Here is a 17723-nt window from a genome sequence, read left to right as displayed (position 1 = left end):
AGCATCGCACGATGCACCAGCGCTCACCGCGTCAACGATCCGATATGCCGAGCCGGCTGGCTCTTGTGGTGAGTCACCGCAGCCCGTCAGGATTGCGGCCGCAAGCAATATCGCGGACAGCGGGATGGTCGGTCGCCCTTTACACATCATCATCACCGACGATCCCGCCCTCATTTTCCAGCCTTTCGATCGCCTTGACCTCACGGCGGTTGAACTTCAGGCGGACACCCGCACCGCCTCCATTTTCAGGGATAAAGACGACGCCGGCGGATTCGAGAGCGCGCTTCACCTTGTCTCGGGTATCAGCATGCATCCCGCCGCGCTCGTTTTCGTAGCGCGTCAGGGTGGCAGTCGTCACGTTCGCCATTTCCGCCAAATCGCGGACACCGATCTTAAGCGCGGCCCGAGCCATTCGCATCTGGGAAGGCGTCAAGTTATCACCCTGTGCTGAGTAGTCATTACTGCGTGTTGACATTAACACCAGATACAAAGTATCTATCACAATGTAACAACTTTTCAAAGGGAAACACCATGCCGAACATCACTGTTCGGGCTGCCGCCGAAGGCATGCCCGCAATCAACCGCCGCCGCCTGCTCAACCTAGAGCGACCATCAATCAGAATCGACCGGCGGCGAATGCTGCTCGGCATGGGGGCAACCGCGGCGGCCTTGGCTGCCGCTTCAACGATCGCGCTCGTTCACACGAAAGTGGACAACTTGTCCAGCTTCGCCAAAGACACAGCCGGCGAGTTAGACGCTGGCGCGATCCCATCTACGGGCAAAGAAAGTCTCGACGCATTGCTGCTGCAGCTGCCGCCGGAAGAGGCGCACCGATTGAGGATAGAATTTATTGCGATCATCNCTGTCGCTGACGCGATCCCATCTACGGGCAAAAAAGTCTCGACGCATTGCTGCTGCAGCTGCCGCCGGAAGAGGCGCACCGATTGAGGATAGAATTTATTGCGATCATCTCCACTGTCAGAGAGATGTGCGCCCGAGGCGAAGATCGCCAATTGATCAGGGATTTTGTCAGAACCCGGTGTCAGCAAAAACGAGATGGACTGGAAGAGGGAACAGGGAATATGAGCACCGCACCCGATCGAGATTGAACGGAAACCAACCTGATGCCAACCCGCCTCCGCGAATGCCCATTCGACAAAAGCCGCGAGCTCCAGTCGAGCATTTCGACGGCGACGACTATCACGTCAAGTGCAAGCGCTGCGGCGCACAGGGGCCGCCTGCTGGCACATGGGCAGAAGCGGAGCGTCTTTGGAACGATCGCGACGGCAGAGACAAGCACTAAACCCGCCACACCAGAAGCCCGCTGCCTCACGGTGGCGGGCTTTTTATGCTTTGAGAGCGGGCCCTTTGACCGCGCATGGAAGAAGGTGGCGAAGTCACCGCCGCCTAAGGACAAGCCAAAGGCGGGCGGAGAAGTAGCGGCTACTTTCTACCCGCGATCTTTTTCGGCTCATACAACGCCGCGATCTGCTCTGCATCGTCCATCCCGCCAGACAAGACGCTTGCCTTTTTCAGGATGTAGGCGGGGTATTTGGTCGGCAGATATTCGTGCCTAAACCACCGTCTGAATTCGGGTAGCGCGCTATCGGGATATGCCCACGGCAGCTGCGGGTTGCTGGCTGATTGCGGGTAGTAGTTGGGGTAGTTGTGCTCGAACTTGATGCGATCATCGTGGTCTTCGCTGAGGCCGCTGTCTTCCCAATGCTTGCTCCAGCACTTGCCAACGCTAATATCCGGGATGGTCTTGTCATTGACCGGCAGGCCGGCGCGGATGAGATCGACCACCATACCCGTAGTTTCCTTGAAAACGATGAAGTAGCCATCGGGCGAACTGTCTTGCAGGATGGTCACGCGGTCATTGAAATAGACCCACTTGTCGGTCGGCTTATATCCAAGGGCATCGTAGATGAACCGGTTGAGGCCATACCGGGCAAGTTTGCGGAAGTTGCGTTGCGCGGTGTCATTCGTTCTTTGAGCCTCGAAGGCAAAGAACTCGATGAAGGCCATACAGACGACCTCAGGGTAGGCATAGTGAGTTGTTCCGTTGTGCTCTATTTCCATATAGAGGGTCGGATCGTCATAACCAGCTTGCCTCAGATAGTCGGAGAAATAGAGCGACCGCCCGCGCTGAAGGTCGAGACCGAAGTTGCCTTCCCATTCTTTGGAGATTTCCTGGATCGTGGAACGGGCCGCGCCGCAGATTGCGGAAAGTCCTCGTTGCGTGAGATAGGTCATGCCATTTTCGAGCACGCCCATCTCAATGCCGTTTACGTCTCGCTCCACCTCGATTCCAAGGTCAAGGCGAAGCTGTCTAGGGGTGGCCGGCAGTCGTGGCGATTTTGCTATTAAACTATTGATCCTTTAGATAAAAAGGGTGGCCGGTTTCGAGAGGTTCAGCAACCCATGATTCGAGTTACGCAAGGTAACACAACCTGAGCGATTCCTAATGGTGGCTCACACTGAATAAAACGTGATGCCCGCCTTCCCACATGGGCCCCATTCCTAACAAGGCGGTTCCGGCTCGCGCCAATCTGTTCGCTGAAATTCGCGGGGGTTTATTCGGTGGATATTCGATGAAATCGGCCCGGTGAGGCTTAAGTGCTTGATTTTGCTGGTACGCCCAAGGGGAATCGAACCCCTGTTCCCGCCGTGAGAGGGCGGTGTCCTGACCGCTAGACGATGGGCGCGTTCAAGAACCGGCGATATAGGCTGACGGCCGGGAAAAAGCAACTGGGCTTCTGGCAGTCAATGATGTCGGGGAAATATCCGTTGCAGGCCTATCGTTTTGGCTCGATCAAGTCCCAGAGATTTCCATGGAGATCGGCGAAAACCGCCACAGTGCCATAGGGCTCAACGCGGGGCGCCTCACGGAATTCAACGCCCTTTTCGAGCATTGCCGCGTGGTCGCGGACAAAATCGTCGGTCTCGAGGATCAGAAAGACGCGGCCGCCGGTCTGGTTGCCGATGCGGCTTGCTTGCATATCGTCCGACGCTTCGGCCAGCAGCAGTTGCGCGCCTTGTCCGTTCGCCGGCGCCACCGTGACCCAGCGCTTGCCGCCGCCGAGATCGACGTCCTCGGTGAGCAAAAAGCCCAGCCTGTCGACATACCAGGCGATCGCCTCATCGTAATTTGCGACGACAAGCGCGACGGTGGCGACGCGGCGATTTTCGGCGAAACCAATCATTTGTTGCGGATCGAAAAGCGACCGATGATGCGGCGCTCAGTGATGTCGTAGACAAAAATGGCGCGGCTGCCGTCGGCAAGCTCCGCATCGATGGAGACGCGGTCGCCGGAAAGCGACTGGCTGATGACCTTGGCGCCGACCGGCAGCACGATGTCGCCGGTCAGCGGCTCGCCTGATGGCACGTGGATGTCGCCGGCAAGGGACGGGTCTGCCGGTGGCGCGGTGCGCGTTTTGTAGACAAGGGCTGCAATCACCACCATAAGGGCGAGGAACAGCAAGCCGAGATTGATAGCGACGAAGCGGACGAGCTTCTTGCGCACCTTTTCGACTTCGGGGTCGAGCGGCTTTTCCTCGTCTTCATCGGCAGCAGCCATGGCAAACCATTCCGGAACGATTTTCGATGAGCGCTCATAACGAAGAGACCCCGATATTGATAGAGGATGGATTGACGGGCGGATCGCCAAATGGGGGATCGCCAGACGGATCGGTCGTGCTGGAAGCAGGCCCCGATGCGGCGGGCCAGCGGCTCGACCAATGGCTGGCGGGCAAGCTCGGCCCGGACATGTCGCGCAGCCGGGTGCAGATGCTGATCCGGCAGGGCGCCGTCAAGGTCGGCGGCCAGCCGGTCATCGAGACCAAACGCAAGATGGCAGCCGGTGACCGCGTATCGGTCGACATGCCGGAGCCGGAGCCGGCGGAGCCGCAAGGCGAGAACATCCCGCTCGACGTCCTCTATGAAGACAATGAATTGATCGTCATCGACAAGCCTCCGGGGCTGGTCGTCCATCCCGGCGCCGGCAACTGGACCGGCACGCTGGTCAACGCGCTGATCCACCATTGCGGCGACAGTCTTTCCGGCATCGGCGGTGTGCGGCGGCCGGGCATCGTCCACCGCCTGGACAAGGAGACCAGCGGCGTCATGGTCGTGGCCAAGACCGACCGCGCCCACAAATCATTGTCGGAGGCGTTTGCCGACCATGGCCTGACCGGCGATCTCAAACGCGCCTATCTGGCGCTGGTCTGGGGCATTCCGATGAGACCGACAGGCACGGTCGACGAGCCGCTTGGCCGCGCCGCCGACCGCGTGCGCCGTGCCGTGGTGCCGGAGGGCCGCGACGATGCCCGCCACGCCGTCACCCATTTCACGGTGGTCGAGCGCTTTGGCGAGCAGCAAAAGGAGTTTGCCACGGCGAGCCTGGTCGAATGCCGGCTCGAGACCGGCCGCACCCATCAGATCCGCGTCCACATGGCTCATATCGGCCATCCGGTCGTCGGCGATCCGGATTACGGCCAGGCCTTTCGCACCAAGGCGAACCGGCTGCCCGAGCCGCTGAAAGGCCAGGTGAAGGCCTTTCCGCGACAGGCATTGCATGCCCGCCTCCTTGAATTTCGGCATCCGACTACCCATTTACCGATGAGGTTCGAGGCGCCGCTACCGAGCGACATGGAGGAACTCGTGGACGGCTTCCGCAGACTCTGAACCAGCTTCATCCATTCAAAACCAGATCGGCAAAAACCTGACCCGCGTTGTTCACTTTGGCGTGACACACTGTTTCGTGTTGAACCAAATGCTGTCCTTTCTGGTTTTGTTCCTGTATACATCCGCTGTCGCGAACGAGCCTTTTGGCGTTCGTGACATATGCCCGCCGCGTTAGGGGGCACCACTCCAAGAGAGAGGGGCGCTATCATGGCCCAGTCACTACCCAGTATCGTTTCCGGCGAAGGCGGCCTCAGCCGCTACCTGGAAGAAATCCGTCGCTTTCCGATGCTTCAGCCGCAGGAAGAGTACATGCTCGCCAAGCGTTACGCTGAGCATGAGGACACCACGGCTGCGCACAAGCTCGTCACCAGCCACCTTCGGCTCGTCGCCAAGATCGCCATGGGCTATCGCGGCTACGGCCTGCCGATCGGCGAAGTGATCTCGGAAGGCAATGTCGGCCTGATGCAGGCCGTCAAGAAATTCGAACCGGAGCGCGGCTTCCGGCTCGCCACCTACGCCATGTGGTGGATCAAGGCCTCGATCCAGGAATACATCCTGCGCTCGTGGAGCCTGGTCAAAATGGGCACCACCGCCAACCAGAAGCGCCTGTTCTTCAACCTGCGCAAGGTGAAGGGCAAGATCCAGGCGCTCGACGACGGCGACTTGAAGCCCGAGCAGATCGCCGAGATCGCCACCCGCCTCAACGTGTCGGAAGCGGAAGTGGTGTCGATGAACCGCCGCCTGTCGGGCGACGCCTCGCTCAACGCGCCGATCCGGGCAAGCGAAGGCGAGTCCGGTGAGTGGCAGGACTGGCTGGTCGATGACCACGAAAGCCAGGAAGAGGCGCTGATCGAGCAGGACGAGTTGGAAAACCGGCGCGGCATGCTGTCCGGCGCTCTTGCCGTGCTCAACGAGCGCGAGCGGCGCATCTTCGAGGCGCGCCGCCTGGCCGAGGAGCCGCTGACGCTGGAAGAGCTGTCGGCCGAGTTCGACATCAGCCGCGAGCGCGTGCGCCAGATCGAGGTGCGCGCCTTCGAGAAGGTGCAGGACGCGGTCAAGGCCGCAGCCAAGCGCCAGATGCAGGCGCTGCGCACCATCGAGGCGCAGCCGGCGGCGTAAAACCTTCCGACGGAAACAAATAACGGCGGCGTCAGGTAACTGGCGCCGCCTTTTTATGGTCCACCGACTGCCGGGAACTGTCCCTTGGTGTCATATTCCAGCTGGGTTGCCGGTTCCGCCGCGCCGATCCGTCGCCATAAACCGCTCAATCATCGGTGTGATCAGCCTGGCCGGCTCATAGCGGCATTATAGCAATTTTCCCCAAGCCCTGGAAACCGCAACGCTGCAAATTGTGGCGGCAATGTTCCGGCGCCGACACGGCTTCCGTCGCGAAATTTCACGAGGCGGCGCTTGCGGCAAGCGGGCGCGACAACGGGCCGTCGGGGCTTCGCTGGGCAGTTGAGCTCGCCTACTTGGAAACCAAAGGCAGTATGACGATGACGATTTCTCCGTTTCTCACCGCTCTCGGATCCGACGGTCCCCCAGCCGACCGAGCGAAAGACATGAACCTGTATGGATGGCTAATTGGAAGCTGGGAAATGGACACGGTCCACTACCGCGACGACGGCACAATCCAGAAATGGGATGGAGAATGCCATTTTGGCTGGGTGCTCGAAGGCCGCGCGATTCAGGACGTCTGGATCAGGCCCAAGCGCCCTGCGCCATCCACGATGTATGGCACGACTTTGCGCATCTTCGATCCTGGGATCGATGGCTGGCACATCATATGGAATGACCCGCTCAACCGAGATCACTCGCGCCAGATCGGGCGGGCCGAGGGTAAGGACATTGTCCAACTCGGCACTGATTCGCGCGGTCTGAAAACTCGATGGCGTTTCACCGAGATCACCGCCAGCAGCTTCCATTGGATCGGCGAGGAAAGATCTTCCGAGAGCGACCGTTGGCAAATCACGTATGAACATTTAGTCCGCCGAACAAAACCCTGAAGCTAGACTGGCTGGCGTCTGCGCTGCCCCTCATCCGGCTGCCGGTGTCCAGTTGATAGATGGGTACCTTCTCCCCGTATAGTGGCGGGGAGAAGCGGCAGATCGCACCGCCGGCACTCTTTGTTGCAACGTCGAACATTAGCGAAATCGTCAGTGAAAGCGTCTTTCTCCCCGTCACTATACGGAGAGAAATGTCCGGTCCACCCTCCGCAGCTGCAGCGCAGCTGCTGGGGAGGACGGGCAGGACAATGAGGGGCGGCGCTGGCTTCCGGAATGCGAAGTTCCGTCTGCCAACGACTCCTCAAAGGCAATCGAGCGGAAATTTCAAATAGCGGCGGCCGTTGGATTCCGGTTCCGGCAACCGCCCGCCATTCATGTTGACCTGCAGCGCGTGCAGGATCAGCCTCGGCATCGGCAGCGTCCTGTCGCGCGCCTCGCGCAACGCAACGAAATCGGCCTCGGTCCTGCAAGCGGCAACATGGGTGTTCTTGGATTTTTGTTCCGCGACCGTGCTCTCCCACAAGGGCTCGCGCCCCTCCGCCTGGTAGTCATGACCGACGAACAGACGTGTCTCGTCCGGCAGCGCGAGGATATTTTGGATCGAGCGCCAGAGTTGCGCGGCACTGCCGCCGGGAAAGTCCGCTCTCGCCGTGCCGCTGTCCGGCATGAACAGCGTATCATGGATGAAAGCGGCGTCGCCGATCACATAGGTGATCGAGGCCAGCGTGTGGCCCGGCGAAAAAAGCACCTTTGCCGGAACGCCGCCGACCGAAAAGGTCTCGCCGTCGGCAAACAGCCTGTTCCACTGGGATCCGTCAGCAGGAAACCCCGGCCAGTTGTAGATTGCCTTCCACAGTTTCTGGACGTCGACGACCTTCTCGCCGATCGCCGTCGGCGCTCCTGTCTTCGTGCTGAGATAGTGTGCCGCCGAGAAATGGTCGGCATGCGGGTGGGTGTCGAGGATCCATTCGACAACCAGCCGTTGATCTCTAATGAAGTCGAGCAGGGCGTCGGCATTTTTCGTGGCAGTGCTGCCGGACTTCTCGTCGAAATCCAGGACCGGATCGATGATTGCGCATCGTCGCGTCTGCGGGTCGGCAACGACATACTGGATGGACCCGCTCGGCTTGTCGTAAAAGCCTGCCACCTGCAGCTTGGCCGATGATGCGTCCAATCCCGGCTCCCTCAACTCCCACCCGGCAGGAATGGTTTTCCCTGCCGGAGTAAAAGAAGAGCATGGTCATTCGCCAGCGCCACGCCGTCAAGCACCGCATGCTTCGCCGAGGCAAAAAGGCCAAAAATCCTTCCGTGCCGCCTTCTCAGGCGGAGGGCTGCTTGGTCTTGCGGAGATACGGCAGGATCGTCTCGAAGGCGCCGAAACGCTTGACCGCATCCTCGTTGGAAACGGCGGCGGTGATGATGACGTCCTCGCCCTGCTTCCAGTTCGCCGGCGTCGCCACCTGGTGCTTGGCGGTCAACTGTATGGAATCGATCGCACGCAGGATCTCATCGAAGTTACGGCCGGTGGTCATCGGATAGGTGAGAACCAGCTTGATCTTCTTGTCTGGGCCGATGACATAAACTGAACGCACCGTAGCGTTGTCGGCGGGCGTGCGGCCTTCCGAGGTTTCGCCGGCTCCCGCCGGCAGCATCTCGTAGAGCTTGGCGACCTTGAGGTCCTTGTCGCCGATCAACGGGTAGTTCACCGATTGGCCGGTCGCCTTCTTGATATCTTCCCGCCATTTGCCATGGCTCTCGACCGGATCGACGGAAATGCCGATGATCTTGACGTTGCGCTTCTTGAACTCGCCTTCCAGCCCGGCCATCGTGCCGAGCTCGGTCGTGCAGACCGGCGTGAAATTCTTCGGATGGCTGAAAAGCACCGCCCAGCCGTCACCGATCCATTCGTGGAAGTTAATCGTCCCTTGCGTGGTTTCGGCCGTGAAATCCGGCGCGGTGTCGTTGATACGAAGGCTCATGATGCGTCCCTACCCTGTGATTGCAGCCGGCATGGACCATCCACCGGCCCTGCTTCCGCCTTTTTACCACTGCGGCGTCATCCTTCATACGCCTGTTGCACCGGCACCGGGGCCGGCGACGACAACTTTTTCGCCTTTTGTCGTAAACAGCAGCATTTCCCGCCCATTGATGCCGTTGCAACAGGGGCGCGATGGCAGTGGAAGTCTAGGCCTTGTTCACCGCCAGCGTCGTCGCCAGATCTTCCATCCGCTGGGCGAGCGCGCCAAGCGCCTGGGTCAGCACGGAATCGTTCTTGTCGGCCTTGGTCAGCGCATCGTCACGCGTCTTGCGCAGCGTCAGCACTTCGCTTTCCATGCCCTTCACGCGTTTTTGCAGTTCCGAAAGCTCGTCCATGACCATGATGCCGGCCATCACCGTCAGCCGCTGGTCGCCGATCTCGCCGAATGAGTCTTTCAGATGCGAGACATAGCGGTCGAAGCGTTCGGCAAGGTCGATCAGATGCTCTTCCTGGCCCTCGTCGCAAGCCATGCGATACTGCTTGCCATCGATGGAAACCGTGACTTGTGCCATTGGGCCAGCCCCTATCTATCCAACACGGCGCGGATGGTTTCCATGGCGGTCACCAGCCGACGCGACACTTCCTTGTTGGCGTCTTCCAGCCGTTCGGCGCGCGCTTCGGAATTGTCGAGTTCCTGCGCCAGCCGCGAGCGGTCGGCGTTCATGCGCTGCACCTCCGCCTCGGCTTCCGTATAGTCGCGCTCGTGCTCGAGCTTGGCCGCGACGGCGTTTTCCAGCCCCTCGATGGCCTTACCCAGCCTGGCGATGACTTCCTTGAGTGTCGTTTCCCCGGTCATGGCTTTCGTCCTGCGCCCTGCCCATCACCGAATCATCCACGTTCAGAATGCGTTATGTCTGAAACATTACGCGCCGTGTGAAGCCAACGTCAATAAAGCTCTCGCGACTGTCCCCTGCTAACGCTAATTTAGGTCACCAAAGCCCTCCTGGCGCCATCGCAAGACCGGCAAAACGCCGGTTTACTGACCAACAAGATCGGCAAAAGTGCGCCGGTTTGTTGACTAAAAAGCCGCGCCTGCTATGTGTCGCGCACCCCTTTCCAGGGCTCTTCCAAGGCCCCGACCCCCCACATTGGAGGAAGCATGACCTCGCGCGAACAACATGACCGGATGGCCAATGCGATCCGTTTTCTTTCCATGGACGCCGTCGAGAAGGCCCAGTCCGGCCACCCGGGCCTGCCCATGGGCTGCGCCGACATCGCCACGGTGCTGTTCACGCGTTTCCTGAAATACGATGCGAAGAACCCGCATTGGCCCGATCGCGACCGCTTCATCCTGTCGGCCGGCCACGGTTCGATGCTGCTTTATTCGCTGCTCTATCTGACCGGCTACGAGGACATCACCCTCGACCAGATCAAGCATTTCCGCCAGGTGGGGTCGAGGACGGCAGGCCATCCCGAATATGGCCATGCCGCCGGCATCGAGACGACGACCGGCCCGCTCGGCCAGGGCCTTGCCAATTCGGTCGGCTTCGCGCTCGGCGAGCGCATCATGAATGCCGCCTTCGGCAACGACCTCGTCGACCACTACACCTATGTGCTGGCCGGTGACGGCTGCCTGATGGAGGGCGTTTCCCAGGAAGCCATCGCGCTTGCCGGACATCTCAAGCTGAACAAGCTGATCGTCTTTTGGGACAACAACAACATCTCGATCGACGGCCCGGTTTCGCTGGCCGACAACACCGATCAGGTCGCCCGCTTCCAGGCGTCCGGCTGGAACGCCAGCCACATCGACGGCCAGGATCCGGAAGCGATCGCCTATGCCATCGAGGCGGCGCGCCATTCCGACAAACCGACGATGATCGCCTGCAAGACGACGATCGGCTTCGGCGCGCCGACCAAGGCCGGCACCAACAAGGCGCACGGTTCGCCGCTCGGCGCCGAGGAAATCGCCGGCGCGAGAAAATTCTTCGGCTGGGATTATCCGCCCTTCGAAGTTCCTGCCGATATCCTCGATGCCTGGCGCGACGCCGGCAAGACCGGCGTCAAGGCACGCACCGACTGGGAAGGCCGCCTTGCCAGGGCCGACACGCAATTGCTCAGCGAATTCGAGCGCCGCATCAGTGGCACGCTGCCGGCTAATTTCGACTCCGTCATCACCGACTACAAGAAGAAGCTCAGCACGGACAAACCGAAGGTCGCTACCCGCAAATCGTCGGAAATGGCGCTCGAGATCATCAACGGCGCCGTGCCGGAAACCATCGGCGGCTCGGCCGACCTGACCGGCTCCAACAACACCAAGACCAGCCAGACCAAGAACATCACGGCAGACGATTACGGCCAGCGCTACGTTCACTACGGCATCCGCGAGCACGGTATGGCCGCCGCGCTCAACGGACTGACGCTGCATGGCGGCCTCATCGCCTATGGCGGCACGTTCATGTGCTTTTCCGACTACGCCCGTCCGTCGATGCGGCTTGCCTCGCTGATGGGCATCCGCTCGATCTTCGTCATGACCCACGATTCCATCGGTCTCGGCGAAGACGGCCCCACCCATCAGCCGGTCGAGCATCTGGCCGCACTGCGCGCCATTCCGAACCACAATGTCTTCCGCCCGGCCGACGCGGTCGAGACCGCCGAATGCTGGCAATTGGCCATCGAACAGGAAAAGACGCCTTCGACGCTGGCGCTGACCCGGCAGAACCTGGCTACGGTGCGCAACGACTTCGTTGCGGAAAATCTCAGCCGCCAGGGCGCCTATGAGCTGGCCGCCGCCAGTGGCGATGCGGCGGTGACGATCTTCGCTTCGGGCTCCGAGGTCGAGATTGCGCTGGCGGCGCGCGAGGCGCTGGAGAAGCACGGCCATCCGACCCGCGTCGTCTCTGTGCCCTGCTTCGAATTGTTCGACAAGCAAAATGCTGATTACCGCAAGAAGACGATCGGCAACGCGCCGGTCAAGATCGCCATCGAAGCCGGCATCCGCCAGGGCTGGGATCATTTCATCGGCATCGACGGCATCTTCATCGGCATGACCGGCTTCGGCGCCTCTGGCACGATCGAGCAGCTCTATCCGCATTTCGGCATCACCGCCGAAGCGACGGTGAAGGCGGCGGAAGCCCGCCTGCACGGCGAGTGAATGTGCTGGTCTCCGGCGAAGCGCACATGGCGGTTTCGCCGGCAGCCGCGACCTAATGGACTTAAATCCAACCCATCGACGGCTGGATTCTTTGCCAGCCCGCCGTTATGAAGCTGCGGACTTGATCTTCGGCCTCCAACTCCCAGGGAGAGAAAAATGACCGTCAGAGTTGCCATCAACGGATTCGGCCGCATCGGCCGCAACATCCTGCGCGCCATCCACGAATCCGGCCGCAAGGACATCGATGTCGTCGCCGTCAACGACCTCGGCCCGGTCGAGACCAATGCGCATCTGCTGCGCTACGACAGCGTGCATGGCCGCTTTCCGCATGAAGTGACTGTCGACGGTGACCAGATCACCGTCGGCAGCGAAAAATTCAAGGTCACCGCGATCAAGGACCCGACGCAGCTGCCGTGGAAGGAACTCGGCATCGATATTGCGCTCGAATGCACCGGCATCTTCACCGCACGCGACAAGGCCGCCGCGCACCTCGCCGCCGGCGCCAAGCGCGTCCTCGTCTCGGCGCCGGCCGAGGGCGCCGACCTCACCGTCGTCTATGGCATCAACCATGACAAGCTGACCAAGGACCACATTGTCATCTCGAATGCCTCCTGCACCACCAACTGCCTGGCACCGCTGGCAGCCGTGCTGCATGAGGCCGTCGGCATCGAGAAGGGCATGATGACGACGATCCACTCCTACACCGGCGACCAGCCGACATTGGACACCATGCACAAGGATCTCTACCGCGCCCGCGCCGCGGCGCTGTCGCAGATCCCGACCTCGACCGGCGCGGCCAAGGCGATCGGCCTGGTGCTGCCCGATCTCAAGGGCAAGCTCGATGGGATCTCCATTCGCGTGCCGACCCCGAACGTCTCGGTTGTCGACTTCAAGTTCATCGCCAAGCGTTCGACCACGGTGCAGGAAATCAACGAGGCGGTGATCGCCGCCTCCAACGGCAAGTTGAAGGGCGTTCTCGCCGTCACCAGTCACCCGAACGTGTCGATCGACTTCAACCACGATCCGCATTCCTCGATCATGGCGCTCGACCAGACCAAGGTCATGGACGGCAACTTCGTTTCGGTGCTGTCCTGGTACGACAATGAATGGGGTTTTTCCAACCGCATGGCCGACACATCAGTCGCCTTCGGCAAGACCATCGCCTGATCGCGGAACCATCCTCTCGCGACATGAAAACGCCCGGCCTGTCCGGGCGTTTTCATGAGAGCGCCCAGCGCCCTTTTGAATGCGCAACGACGCTCTAAGGGTTTGTTTGGCAAGACCCGCGCCTTGAGCGCCAAAACACTCGAAAATCAGCGGCATAGGGCAAAAAACCACCCTAACGCCTTGCACCGGTCATGTCTTCGCCTCACTCTCCCGTAAAGCGAGAGGGACACGAATTCGAGGGGCAATTGGCGGATGGAGCATGCGATCTATCTCGTGACGCTGGTCGGTGCCGCGCTCGTCGTCGCCGCCGCGTTTTCGAGCCTGATCGCCTTCCGCTTCGGCGCCCCTCTCTTGCTGCTGTTTCTCTGCATTGGCCTGGCCACTGGAACCGACGGCCTCGGCATCCAGTTCGACAATGCGCGGCTGGCTTATTTTGCCGGCTCACTGGCGTTGGCGGTGATCCTGTTCGATTCCGGCTTCGGCACACCGCTCAACGCCCTGCGGCAGGCGGCCGGACCGGCGCTGTCGCTGGCGACCGTCGGCGTCCTTTTGACCACCGGCCTGTTCGGCGCCGTCGCCCATTATCTGCTCGATCTTAGCTGGCTGGAATCCTTCCTGCTCGGGGCCGCTGTCGCCTCGACCGACGCGGCAGCGGTGTTCTTCCTGTTGCGCGCCGGCGAGATCAATTTGCGCGAACGCGTGCGTTCCACGCTCGAGGTGGAATCCGGCACCAATGACCCGATCGCCATCTTCCTGACCATAAGCCTGGTCGAGATCATCGCCGCCAACGCCAGCCCCGAGGCCAGGGTGCTGGTTACCGACCTCGTCCTCGGCTTCCTTCTCAACATGGGGCTTGGCGCCGTCGTCGGCATTTTCGGCGGCCTCGCCATCGTTCGCCTCGTCGACCGGCTCAATCTCGACCACGGGCTGCTGCCGATCTTCGTGCTGACGCTGTCGCTGATGGTGTTCGCCGCCGCCGGCGCCATTGGCGGCTCCGGCTTTCTGGCGGTCTATCTCGCCGGCCTCATTGCCGGCAATTCCGACATCCGCGCCGTCACCATCCTCAAGCGCTTCCAGGACGGCATGTCGTGGCTGGCGCAGATCATCATGTTCCTGATCCTCGGCCTGTTCGCGACGCCCTCGCAATTTCCGGCGATCCTGCTGCCGGCGGTGCTGCTGGGCCTGTTCCTGATATTCGTGGCGCGGCCGATCGCCGTCTGGCTTTGCCTGATGCCGTTTCGTCTGCCGCGCCCGGAAGTCGCCTTCGTCTCATGGGTGGGTCTGCGTGGCGCCGTGTCGATCCTGCTCGCCATCACGCCACTGCTTGGCGGTCTTGAGAATGGCCGCCTCATCTTCAACACCGCCTTCATCGTGGTGTTGGTATCGCTGGTCATCCAGGGATGGACCGTCGGACCGCTGGCGCGCCGGCTCGGTCTGATCGTGCCCGCCCGGCTGGGTCCGTTGGACAAGGTCGAGCTCGAACTGCCTGGCTCCGCCCATCACGAACTGCTCGCCTACCGCGTGGCACCAGGCAGCCCGGTGGCGCGCGGCGAGCGCATTCCGCGCTGGGCGCGGCCGTCGCTCGTGCTGCGCGACGGCCGCTCGATGCGCTTCCAGGACATGGGCAGGCTCGCCGCCGGCGACCATGTCTACATCTTCGTGCCGGATCGCTATCCGGCCCTGCTCGACAAGCTGTTCGCCAGCCGCGCCGTGGTCGATCCCGAGGATGCCGACTTCTTCGGCGCCTTCGCCGTCGATCCGGCACGCTCCGCCGCAGAACTGGAAGCCGCTTACGCGCCGGGCCTGACCGAGGAGGAACACAAGCTGACCGTCGGCGACCTGGTGACGGCGCGGCTCGGCGGCCATGCCGAATATGCCGACCGCGTGCTGATTGGTCCGATCGAGCTGATCGTCCGCGACGTCGACGACAAGGGCAGGATCACCGGTCTCGGTCTTTCCCTCGAGCCGACCGCGCCGGTGGCGCGGGTGCCGGTGTTCCTGAGTGCCGGCGAAATCGCCGACCGCATCGTTGGCTTTGTTCGCAATTGGCGCAAGCGGACCAAAAGGCCGGGTGCCGAGGCGCCGGACGACGCGGAACCGGCTCCACAGCCAGTGATGAAAAAAACAACCGGCGAGGGCTGACTGCTTGCGACCGAGGCGTGGATCATATTTTCCGTGAACTCCCATGCAGGTCTTGCATCGTCGTTGATGCGGGGTAAGGTCCCCGCGATTTTTCGCGAAAGGGAACAGCATGGCCGGCTTTAAGACACTTGACGACATCGGCAATATCGACGGCAAGCGCGTGCTGGTGCGCGTCGACCTCAACGTTCCCGTCGCCGACGGCAAGGTCACCGACGCCACCCGCATCGAGCGCATCGCGCCGACCATCGCCGAGCTTTCCGGCAAGGGCGCCAAGGTCATCCTGCTTGCCCATTTCGGCCGGCCCAAGGATGGACCTTCGCCCGAATTCTCGCTTGAGCCGATCGCCATGCCGGCCGCGGAGGTGCTTGGCCGCCCTGTCGGCTTCGCGGCCGATTGCATCGGCGACAAGGCCGCGAGCGCCGTCGCCGCCATGAACAACGGCGACGTGCTGCTGCTCGAAAACACCCGCTTCTACAAGGCCGAGGAGAAGAACGACCCGGCCTTCACCGAAAAGCTCGCCGCAAATGGCGACATCTTCGTCAACGACGCCTTTTCCGCCGCCCACCGCGCCCATTCGTCGACGGAAGGGCTTGCGCACCTGCTGCCGGCCTTCGCCGGCCGTACCATGCAAGCCGAGCTCGACGCGCTGGAAAAGGGCCTCGGCAATCCCGTCCGCCCTGTCGTCGCCATCGTCGGCGGCGCCAAGGTCTCGAGCAAGATCGACCTCCTGATGAATCTGGTGAAGAAGGTCGACGCGCTGGTCATCGGCGGCGGCATGGCCAACACCTTCCTCGCCGCGCGCGGCACCGCCGTCGGAAAATCGCTGTGCGAGCATGATCTCGCCAACACCGCCAAGCAGATCATGATCGAGGCGGCCGAAGCCGGCTGCGCCGTCATCCTGCCCGTCGACGGTGTCGTCGCCAGGGAATTCAAGGCGGGCGCCGCCAGCGAAACCGTCGCCATATCAGAGGTGCCGGCCGACGCCATGATCCTCGATGTCGGCGAAAACACCGTGAAGACCGTTGCCGACTGGATCGACCGCGCCGCGACGCTGGTCTGGAACGGCCCGCTCGGCGCCTTCGAGATCGAGCCGTTCGACCGGGCGACGGTGGCGGCGGCCAGGCACGCCGCGGCCCGCACCAAGGTCGGCAAATTGATCTCGGTGGCAGGTGGCGGCGACACGGTGGCCGCCCTCAACCATGCCGGCGTCGCCGACGACTTCACCTATGTCTCGACCGCCGGCGGCGCCTTCCTGGAATGGATGGAGGGCAAGCCGTTGCCCGGTGTCGACGTACTGAAGCGCTGAGGCCCTAGGCCCTGGGCAACAGGCGAACAGGGGCGTTTGCGCGTTTCAATCGATTCGAGCTTTCCGCTTGGAATGGTTCGACTTGAACCTGCTTTGCTCTAGTGGTCTGCTAGCCCGGATTTTCACACTGTTTGGAACAACCGGTTCAGGAGGATGCACAATGAGCGAACGACTCGAGGACATTGCCGCTGCGATGGTGGCCGACGGCAAGGGTCTTTTGGCCGCCGACGAGAGTTCCGGCACCATCAAGAAGCGCTTCGACGTCATCGGCGTCGAATCGACCGCCGACAGCCGCCGCGACTATCGCGAGATGATGTTCCGCGCCAGGGAGGCGNCGTCATCGGCGTCGAATCGACCGCCGACAGCCGCCGCGACTATCGCGAGATGATGTTCCGCGCCAGGGAGGCGATGACCAGATACATCTCCGGCGTCATCCTCTATGACGAGACCATTCGCCAGAAAGCCGCCGATGGCACGCCGCTGGTCGACATCATCAAGGCGACCGGCGCCATTCCAGGCATCAAGGTCGATGCCGGCGCCAAGCCGCTGGCCGGGTACCCCGGCGACACCATCACCGAAGGCCTCGACGGCCTGCGCGAGCGGCTCGCCGACTATTACAAGCTCGGCGCCCGTTTCGCCAAATGGCGTGCGGTGATCGACATCGACGTCGCCAGGGGCGTGCCCTCCGCCACGTCGATCGGCTCGAACGCCCATGCGCTCGCCCGCTATGCGGCGCTCTGTCAGGAGGCCGGCATCGTGCCGATCGTCGAGCCGGAGGTGCTGATGGACGGCGCCCACGACATCGGCACCTGCTACGAGATCAGCAAGGCAACGCTGGCGAAACTCTACACCGAGCTCTACGCCGCCCGCGTCGTCCTTGAAGGCACCATTCTGAAGCCGAACATGGTTCTCGCCGGCAAAAAGTCCGGCAGCACCAGCAGCCCCGAGGAAGTCGCCGAAAAGACCATAAAACTGTTCCGCGAGACGGTGCCGGCAGCGATTGGCGGCATCGCCTTTCTCTCCGGTGGGCAATCGGATGAGGAGGCGACCGCCAACCTCAACGCCATCAACGCCATCGGCCCGCATCCATGGAAGCTGACCTTCTCCTATGGCCGCGCCTTGCAGGCGGCGCCACAGAAGGCATGGAGCGGCAAGGCGGCCAACGTCGCCGCTGCCCAGGCAGCCTTCGCCCACCGTGCCCACATGAACCATCTGGCAGCGCTTGGCAAATGGCAGCCGGAACTGGAACAGGCCGCCTGACCGGTTTTTCTATCTTCGTCCGAACCC

Annotated in this window: 15 protein-coding genes, 1 tRNA gene and 2 pseudogenes; 8 read left to right on the top strand and 10 right to left on the bottom strand. The window is 61.9% G+C overall.

The features are described from left to right. Positions 1-139: 139 nt before the first annotated feature. The 5 genes from X738_RS47455 to X738_RS47430 all read right to left on the bottom strand — a co-directional run bounded on the left by X738_RS47455 (position 140) and on the right by X738_RS47430 (position 3580). Complete coding sequence (locus X738_RS47455; protein WP_023797080.1) at positions 140-433, bottom strand: LacI family DNA-binding transcriptional regulator; 294 nt, start codon at positions 431-433, stop codon at positions 140-142. A gap of 1010 nt (positions 434-1443) precedes the next feature. Further along, entirely contained in the window at positions 1444-2277 is an 834-nt protein-coding gene (locus X738_RS47445) for a hypothetical protein (protein WP_198032768.1), read from the bottom strand. A gap of 356 nt (positions 2278-2633) precedes the next feature. Continuing rightward, a tRNA-Glu gene (locus X738_RS47440) sits at positions 2634-2708 on the bottom strand. 90 nt (positions 2709-2798) lie between these two features. Beyond that, positions 2799-3206: a VOC family protein gene (locus X738_RS47435; protein WP_023797077.1), complete on the bottom strand. Its 408-nt coding sequence runs from the start codon at positions 3204-3206 to the stop codon at positions 2799-2801. Further along, the gene (locus X738_RS47430) at positions 3203-3580 is read right to left on the bottom strand and encodes a hypothetical protein (protein ID WP_023797076.1); all 378 of its coding nucleotides are present in this window, start codon (positions 3578-3580) and stop codon (positions 3203-3205) included. Before X738_RS47430 ends, X738_RS47435 begins: the two co-directional genes overlap by 4 nt. A 26-nt stretch (positions 3581-3606) precedes the next feature. Between X738_RS47430 and X738_RS47425 the strand changes: the two genes are divergently transcribed. Continuing rightward, positions 3607-4686, top strand: coding sequence for an RluA family pseudouridine synthase (locus X738_RS47425; RefSeq protein WP_023797075.1), 1080 nt, complete (start codon positions 3607-3609; stop codon positions 4684-4686). A 207-nt stretch (positions 4687-4893) separates the two neighbouring features. Next, positions 4894-5805: an RNA polymerase sigma factor RpoH gene (gene rpoH / locus X738_RS47420; RefSeq protein WP_023797074.1), complete on the top strand. Its 912-nt coding sequence runs from the start codon at positions 4894-4896 to the stop codon at positions 5803-5805. A gap of 90 nt (positions 5806-5895) precedes the next feature. Here rpoH and X738_RS88940 read toward each other — a convergent pair. After that, positions 5896-5982, bottom strand: a pseudogene (locus X738_RS88940) (DUF2274 domain-containing protein); the annotation flags it as partial. Positions 5983-6284: 302 nt separating this feature from the next. Here X738_RS88940 and X738_RS47415 point away from each other — a divergent pair. Beyond that, the gene (locus X738_RS47415) at positions 6285-6692 is read left to right on the top strand and encodes a hypothetical protein (protein WP_245277578.1); all 408 of its coding nucleotides are present in this window, start codon (positions 6285-6287) and stop codon (positions 6690-6692) included. 301 nt (positions 6693-6993) lie between these two features. Here the strand turns inward: X738_RS47415 and X738_RS47410 are convergent, their stop codons facing one another. The 4 genes from X738_RS47410 to X738_RS47395 form a co-directional block, all read right to left on the bottom strand. Further along, positions 6994-7866: an MBL fold metallo-hydrolase gene (locus X738_RS47410; RefSeq protein WP_023797072.1), complete on the bottom strand. Its 873-nt coding sequence runs from the start codon at positions 7864-7866 to the stop codon at positions 6994-6996. 145 nt (positions 7867-8011) lie between these two features. Then, positions 8012-8671, bottom strand: a complete 660-nt coding sequence (locus X738_RS47405; protein WP_023797071.1) for a peroxiredoxin — start codon at positions 8669-8671, stop codon at positions 8012-8014. Positions 8672-8876: 205 nt separating this feature from the next. Then, positions 8877-9242, bottom strand: coding sequence for a cell division protein ZapA (locus X738_RS47400; RefSeq protein WP_023797070.1), 366 nt, complete (start codon positions 9240-9242; stop codon positions 8877-8879). Between the two features lie 11 nt (positions 9243-9253). Continuing rightward, on the bottom strand, positions 9254-9526 hold the full coding sequence (locus tag X738_RS47395; RefSeq protein WP_023797069.1) for a DUF4164 domain-containing protein: 273 nt from the start codon (positions 9524-9526) through the stop codon (positions 9254-9256). Positions 9527-9829: 303 nt separating this feature from the next. On the opposite strand from X738_RS47395, the gene tkt reads away from it, so the two are divergent. The 5 genes and pseudogenes from tkt (at position 9830) to X738_RS47370 (ending at position 17696) form a co-directional block, all read left to right on the top strand. Then, the gene (tkt, locus tag X738_RS47390) at positions 9830-11821 is read left to right on the top strand and encodes a transketolase (protein ID WP_023797068.1); all 1992 of its coding nucleotides are present in this window, start codon (positions 9830-9832) and stop codon (positions 11819-11821) included. Positions 11822-11977: 156 nt separating this feature from the next. After that, positions 11978-12988 carry a type I glyceraldehyde-3-phosphate dehydrogenase gene (gene gap, locus X738_RS47385; protein WP_023797067.1) on the top strand — a complete coding sequence of 337 codons (1011 nt, stop codon included), beginning with the start codon at positions 11978-11980 and terminating at the stop codon, positions 12986-12988. Positions 12989-13240: 252 nt separating this feature from the next. Next, complete coding sequence (locus tag X738_RS47380) at positions 13241-15130, top strand: potassium/proton antiporter (protein ID WP_023797066.1); 1890 nt, start codon at positions 13241-13243, stop codon at positions 15128-15130. 109 nt (positions 15131-15239) lie between these two features. Further along, positions 15240-16436 (top strand): phosphoglycerate kinase, encoded by a 1197-nt coding sequence (locus tag X738_RS47375; protein ID WP_023797065.1) that lies wholly within the window; start codon positions 15240-15242, stop codon positions 16434-16436. Positions 16437-16596: 160 nt separating this feature from the next. Continuing rightward, positions 16597-17696: pseudogene (locus X738_RS47370) on the top strand (class I fructose-bisphosphate aldolase). Positions 17697-17723 lie beyond the last annotated feature (27 nt).

The sequence above is a fragment of the Mesorhizobium sp. L48C026A00 genome (assembly GCF_000502375.1).
Classification (GTDB): Bacteria; Pseudomonadota; Alphaproteobacteria; order Rhizobiales; family Rhizobiaceae; genus Mesorhizobium; species Mesorhizobium muleiense.
This window is presented reverse-complemented; position numbering and strand designations above follow the sequence as displayed.

Excerpts from the sequence above, each read along its gene's own strand:
- X738_RS47445 (WP_198032768.1), bottom strand. The coding sequence starts at position 2,277 with ATGGGCGTGCTCGAAAATGGCATGACCTATCTCACGCAACGAGGACTT.
- X738_RS47435 (WP_023797077.1), bottom strand. The coding sequence starts at position 3,206 with ATGATTGGTTTCGCCGAAAATCGCCGCGTCGCCACCGTCGCGCTTGTC.
- X738_RS47430 (WP_023797076.1), bottom strand. The coding sequence starts at position 3,580 with ATGGCTGCTGCCGATGAAGACGAGGAAAAGCCGCTCGACCCCGAAGTC.
- X738_RS47425 (WP_023797075.1), top strand. The coding sequence starts at position 3,607 with ATGAGCGCTCATAACGAAGAGACCCCGATATTGATAGAGGATGGATTG.
- rpoH (WP_023797074.1), top strand. The coding sequence starts at position 4,894 with ATGGCCCAGTCACTACCCAGTATCGTTTCCGGCGAAGGCGGCCTCAGC.
- X738_RS47415 (WP_245277578.1), top strand. The coding sequence starts at position 6,285 with ATGGACACGGTCCACTACCGCGACGACGGCACAATCCAGAAATGGGAT.
- X738_RS47405 (WP_023797071.1), bottom strand. The coding sequence starts at position 8,671 with ATGAGCCTTCGTATCAACGACACCGCGCCGGATTTCACGGCCGAAACC.
- X738_RS47400 (WP_023797070.1), bottom strand. The coding sequence starts at position 9,242 with ATGGCACAAGTCACGGTTTCCATCGATGGCAAGCAGTATCGCATGGCT.
- X738_RS47395 (WP_023797069.1), bottom strand. The coding sequence starts at position 9,526 with ATGACCGGGGAAACGACACTCAAGGAAGTCATCGCCAGGCTGGGTAAG.
- tkt (WP_023797068.1), top strand. The coding sequence starts at position 9,830 with ATGACCTCGCGCGAACAACATGACCGGATGGCCAATGCGATCCGTTTT.
- gap (WP_023797067.1), top strand. The coding sequence starts at position 11,978 with ATGACCGTCAGAGTTGCCATCAACGGATTCGGCCGCATCGGCCGCAAC.
- X738_RS47380 (WP_023797066.1), top strand. The coding sequence starts at position 13,241 with ATGGAGCATGCGATCTATCTCGTGACGCTGGTCGGTGCCGCGCTCGTC.
- X738_RS47375 (WP_023797065.1), top strand. The coding sequence starts at position 15,240 with ATGGCCGGCTTTAAGACACTTGACGACATCGGCAATATCGACGGCAAG.